Consider the following 5,118-nt stretch of genomic DNA (forward strand, 5'->3'; position numbering starts at 1 on the left):
ATGCCGCTGAGCCAGCTCAGCGGCATACGTCCTCAGGCGGGTGGTGACCACCCGCGAAGGAGGGGTCATGCGCAAGAGTCGCGATGGACTCGTCGGCTTCCTGTTCGTCCTCCCGTCGATCATCCTGGTCGGGATCTTCGTCTACTGGTTCATCTTCAAGAACGTCTCGACGTCGTTCGACCGCGTGACGACCCGGGCGACCAAGCGGGTGCTGCACGACGGCGGCGTCTCGAACTACTCGCAGCTGCTCGGGTCGCCGGACTACCAGCACGCGTTGTTCAACCTGCTCGTCCTGACCGTCGTGTTCGTCGCCGGCACGATGCTCTTCGGGCTGCTCTGGGCGATCCTGCTCGAGAAGGGCGTCACCGCCGAGGGGGTCTTCCGCTCGATCTACCTGCTGCCGATGGCGATCTCGTTCATCGCGGCCGGCATCGTCTGGCGCTGGCTGCTCGCCCCCGGCAAGGGCGACCAGGCCTCGGGCCTCAACCAGCTCCTCGCGATGCTGGGCCTCGAGCGGTTCCAGTCCGGCTGGTGGCAGTCGCCGAACAGCTTCTCGATGGCCGCCATGGCGATCCCCGCCATCTGGCAGCTGTCCGGCTATGTCATGGCGCTCTTCCTGGCGGGCTTCCGCGGGATCAGCGAGGACCAGCGTGAGGCGGCCCGCATCGACGGTGCCTCGGAGTGGAAGATCTACCGGCACGTGCTCTTCCCGCAGCTGTCGCCGATCGCGCTGTCGGCGCTCATCATCATCGGCCACATGTCGATGAAGATGTTCGACCTCATCTATGCGATCGCCGGGCAGAACTCCTACAAGGCGTCGGTGCCCTCGACGATGATGTGGACCCAGCTGTTCCAGCAGGGCGACCCGACGGCTGCTGCCGTCAACGCGACGATCCTGCTCGTCCTCGTCGCCCTCATCGTCATCCCGTACCTGATGTACACCAACAAGACCGAGAAGGGGATGCGCGGATGACCGCCACGACCACCGAGCCGGTCCCCGTCGCCGAGGTCATCCCGAAGCGGAAGACGACCGGACGCGCCCCGGGCACCGAGGGGACCGTTGCCGGGCGCACGCTGCGCTACGCGCTGCTCCTCGCCTTCGTCATCCTCATCTTCATCCCGCTCTACGTCCTGCTCGTCACGAGCTTCAAGACCAGCGGGCAGGTCAACGCCCGCGAGGCGTGGACGCTGCCGTCGCTGTGGTCGGTGGCGGGGTGGAAGGCCGCCTGGTCTGCGCTGGCGCCGCCGCTGTGGCGCTCCGTCGTGCTCGCCGTGTCGGTCGCCGTCCTGTCGGCGATGCTCGGCTCGCTCAACGGGTTCGTCTTCGCCAAGTGGCGCTTCCGCGGGGCAACGCTCGTCTTCACGCTGTTCCTGTTCGGGATGTTCATCCCCTACCAGGCGATCCTGATCCCGTTGCAGGGCATGCTGATCCAGATCCAGTCCATGCCGGGCATGTCGTGGTTCGACGGCATCTGGAAGCTCATCATCGTGCACGTCATCTACGGCATCCCGATCTGCGCGCTGATCTTCCGCAACTACTACGCGACGGCCGTACCGACCGAGATCCTCGAGGCGGCCAAGGTCGACGGAGCCGGCACGCTGCGGACCTTCGCGTCGATCGTGCTGCCGATCTCCGCACCCGCGTTCGTTGTCGCGATGATCTGGCAGTTCACGTCGGCGTGGAACGACTTCCTGTTCGCCCTGTTCCTGACCAACCGCAACAACGGCCCGGTCACCTACGTGCTGAACGAGCTCGCCGGCGGGCAGAACCCGGACTACCCCTCGATCATGGCCGGGGTCCTGCTCGCGTCGCTGCCGACCCTGCTCGTCTACGTCATCCTCGGCAAGTACTTCGTCGGCGGCCTGATGAGCGGCTCCGTCAAGTAGCACCCTCGGGAGTCCTCCACGCGGCAACACACCGAGCAGCAGTCAACGCACGACGGGTATTTCCGTCACCAGTTGGCGACTGCCCGGCGTGTTGCGGGGGTCAGTCGAGGTCAACGGCGGGCTGGCCCACCTCCGGGCTCACCCTGCCCTCCTGCTGGGGCGCAGGCATCTTCGTGATGATCGGCAGGATGATCGCGACGAGGGCGATGATCCCCATGACCGTGTATCCCAGCACGTAGTTCTTGTCCGGCCCGATGAGCGCGGCGATGATCGGCGGCCCGATGATCCCGCCGAGGCTCCAGCCGAGGATCATCAGCCCGTAGATCGCCCCGGCGTGCCGGACGCCGAAGAAGTCGCCCGCGGTCGCCGGCATCGTGCCGAACCCGCCGCCGTAGCAGAGGTAGACGATCGCGCCGAGGATGAAGAACAGCGCCGAGTTGCCGGCATGCGGCACGAGCAGCAGGCAGACTCCCTGCAGGCCGAGCATGAGGGCGAAGGCGGTCATCCGGCCCGTGAAGCCCGACACCCACGCCCAGAAGATCCGGCCGCCTCCGTTGAAGAGCGCGAACGCTCCCACGACCGACGCCGCAGCCGTTGCCGAGTATCCCGCGACGTCGATGGCGGTGGAGTTCGCCTGACCGATGAGGGCGATGCCGACCGTGACGTTGAGCGTCAGGACCGCAGTGAGCAGGTACCACTGCGGCGTGCGCAGGGCCTCCTTCTCGGTGTACTGCTTGGCGCTGTCGCGTGTCCGGCCGGTCGTGGCGGGAACCCAGCCGGGGACGGCATACCCCTCAGGCGGGTTGCGGAAGACCGAGGCGCCCGCGACCGCGAGGACGAGATAGCCGATCCCGAGCGGCAGGAACGCCCAGTTCGGTTCCGCCGGGTTCTTGTCGATGAGCCAACGCGCCACCGGAGCGGTGACGACGGCACCGAAGCCGAACCCGGCGACGGCCAGTCCGGTGATGAGGCCGCGCTTGTCGGGGAACCACTTCTGCAGCATGGCGATCGGCACGATGTAGGCGAAGCCGAGGCCGAAACCGCTGATGACGCCGTAGCCGAGGATCAGGATCCACAGCTGGCTCGGCTCACGGGCGAACGACGCGATGATGCAGCCGACGGCGTAGACGAACCCGCCGACGAGCGCGACGGGCCGTGGCCCCCGGCGGTCCTGGATGCGGCCGCCCAGGTAGCTGCCGATGAAGATCATCCCGATCGTCACCGTGAACGGCAGGGAGGCCTGGGCGTTGCTGAGGCCCATGGCGGTGTCCTTCTTCAGCGCCGTGTTGAAGACGCTCCAGGCGTACACGCCGCCGATCGACAGCTGGAGAAGGAGAGCGCCGACGACGATCCACCATCGGCCGCGGGTTGGATTGTCGGCGGGTGCTGCATGGTGCCCCGTTGACGTCGACATGGGTGCCCCTTTCGTCTGGCCCGCGGCCGGGTCTGCCATCGGGCCAACTGGCGCCGGCTGGTCGGGGCCGACGCCTCCTGCTCTCGATCCTGTCCGCGACCGCGCGACTCGGCAACACCTGGTGAGCACGCAGGTCAGATCCCATGTACCCACGTCCGGGCCGCACACCCGCGGATGGATTCGTGCGGCCGGGGCCCGAGCGCATACACTGGCGCCCGGCACCCCACGTGGTGGTACCTCTCCGAACTCCCCCAGGGCAGGAATGCAGCAAGGGTAGGAGAGCTCTTCCAGGTACGTGGGGTGTCCCTGTTTCTCGTCCCGCGTGAGGTAGGTGCCGTGGTCCCGCGACATGCCGCTGCGGCGCACCCTCCGCGGGTGGCCCTCGCGCGGAACGCCGTCCTGACCGCCTTCGCCCTGGCAGGCGCGGCCTTTGCCGGCTTCGCGTCGCGCGTGCCCGACATCAAGCACGCGCTCGACCTCAGCGCCGGGCAGCTCGGCGTCACCCTCCTCGCCCTGTCGGCTGGGTCCGTCGTCGGCCTGCCGCTGTCCGGCTGGCTCGTCCACCGCTTCGGCGCTGCCCGGGCCGTCCTCGGGGCGGGGCTGGTCCAGGCCGCGGGCCTGCTCCTCGTCGGCGCTGGGGTCTCCGTCCTGGGCAGCCGGCCGGTCGTGATGGCCGCGTTGTTCGTGACCGGCCTCGGGGTCGGCGTCTTCGACGTCGGCATCAACCTCGAGGGCGCCTCGGTCGAGCGGCTGCTGGCCCGGTCTGTCATGCCGCACTTCCACGCGATGTTCAGCGGGGGAACCGTGCTCTCGGCCCTGCTCGGGGCATTGCTGTCGGGCCTGCACGTCCCGGTGGGCGTTCACCTCGCTGGTGTCGCCCTCCTCCTCGGGGCGGTCACACCGTGGTTCCTGCGCTCCTTCCTGCCGCGGACCGCCGAGCACCCCGATCGAGAGCACGATCTCCACGATCGAAAGGACACTGACTCGCCTCGAACCGGCTCAGCGGGCATCGGCGCGGCCTGGCGCGAACCACGGACCCTGCTCATCGGCGTCGTCGTCCTCGCAGCCGCGTTCACCGAGGGCACTGCGAACGACTGGGTCGCCGTCGCCTTCTCGGACGGCTACCACCTGCCTCGCTGGGCAGGCGTCCTCGGGTTCGCCGTGTTCCTCACCTTCATGACCTTGGGGCGGGTCCTCGGGACGCGGCTGCTCGACACCCACGGCCGGGTGCCCGTGCTGCGGATCCTCTTCCTTTCCGCGGTTGCGGGCTGCCTGCTCGTGGTCTTCGGCGGGCCGGTCCTCGCCTTCGTCGGCGCCGCGATCTGGGGCGTCGGCGCGAGCCTCGGTTTCCCGGTCGGGATGAGCGCTGCCGCGGACGACCCCGGTCGCGCAGCGGCCCGGATGAGCGTCGTCTCGACCATTGGGTATGGCGCGTTCCTCGGCGGCCCGCCACTGCTCGGTTTCCTCGGTGACCATGTCGGGGTGCTGCACTCCCTGCTCGCCGTCGGTGCCATGGCCGCGGTCGCGCTGCTCGTCATCCCCGCCGTCGGCAGGTCGCGAGCCGACGCCTCGGGCTGAGGTGGTTGCCCGTCGCCCGAGCAGGCTCGGCCGGCGCCGGCGCAGGTGCGCTCAGAAGTAGTCGGTCATGTATGGCGACCCGGTGAAGATCGCGTCGAGCGTGCAGTCGTCCTCGGGGTGACCTCCCGAGAGGAGCCCGGCCTGCCGTAGTCGCGCCACCGGCCAGCCGCACCAGAGTGCCGCCAGCCCACGTGGGCCCATCCGGACGGGTGGCCCCTCGACGGTTGGTGGCCCCTCGT

4 protein-coding genes, 1 other RNA gene and 1 pseudogene are annotated in these 5,118 nt (G+C 68.8%); 4 read left to right on the forward strand and 2 right to left on the reverse strand.

Features of this window, described 5'->3' with window-relative positions:
• Positions 1–67 precede the first annotated feature (67 nt).
• Together N864_RS19030 and N864_RS19035 are read left to right on the forward strand one after the other, a co-directional pair.
• Positions 68–973, forward strand: coding sequence for a carbohydrate ABC transporter permease (locus N864_RS19030; RefSeq protein ID WP_034720935.1), 906 nt, complete (start codon positions 68–70; stop codon positions 971–973).
• Positions 970–1,887: a carbohydrate ABC transporter permease gene (locus N864_RS19035; protein WP_034720938.1), complete on the forward strand. Its 918-nt coding sequence runs from the start codon at positions 970–972 to the stop codon at positions 1,885–1,887. The genes N864_RS19030 and N864_RS19035 overlap by 4 nt, the downstream gene beginning before the upstream one ends.
• Positions 1,888–1,987: 100 nt before the next feature.
• On the opposite strand, the gene N864_RS19040 is transcribed toward N864_RS19035, so the two are convergent.
• Positions 1,988–3,301, reverse strand: a complete 1,314-nt coding sequence (locus N864_RS19040; protein WP_051518809.1) for an L-lactate MFS transporter — start codon at positions 3,299–3,301, stop codon at positions 1,988–1,990.
• Between the two features lie 214 nt (positions 3,302–3,515).
• Between N864_RS19040 and ffs the strand changes: the two genes are divergently transcribed.
• Together ffs and N864_RS19045 are read left to right on the forward strand one after the other, a co-directional pair.
• An RNA gene (gene ffs, locus N864_RS24325) (signal recognition particle sRNA small type) lies at positions 3,516–3,614 on the forward strand.
• Between the two features lie 62 nt (positions 3,615–3,676).
• On the forward strand, positions 3,677–4,879 hold the full coding sequence (locus tag N864_RS19045; RefSeq protein WP_155893019.1) for an MFS transporter: 1,203 nt from the start codon (positions 3,677–3,679) through the stop codon (positions 4,877–4,879).
• Positions 4,880–4,930: 51 nt separating this feature from the next.
• Here N864_RS19045 and N864_RS25185 read toward each other — a convergent pair.
• A pseudogene (locus N864_RS25185) lies at positions 4,931–5,118 on the reverse strand (GNAT family N-acetyltransferase); the annotation flags it as partial.

Origin of the sequence: Intrasporangium chromatireducens Q5-1, assembly GCF_000576575.1 — a bacterium.
In the GTDB taxonomy this organism is placed as follows: domain Bacteria; phylum Actinomycetota; class Actinomycetes; order Actinomycetales; family Dermatophilaceae; genus Intrasporangium_A; species Intrasporangium_A chromatireducens.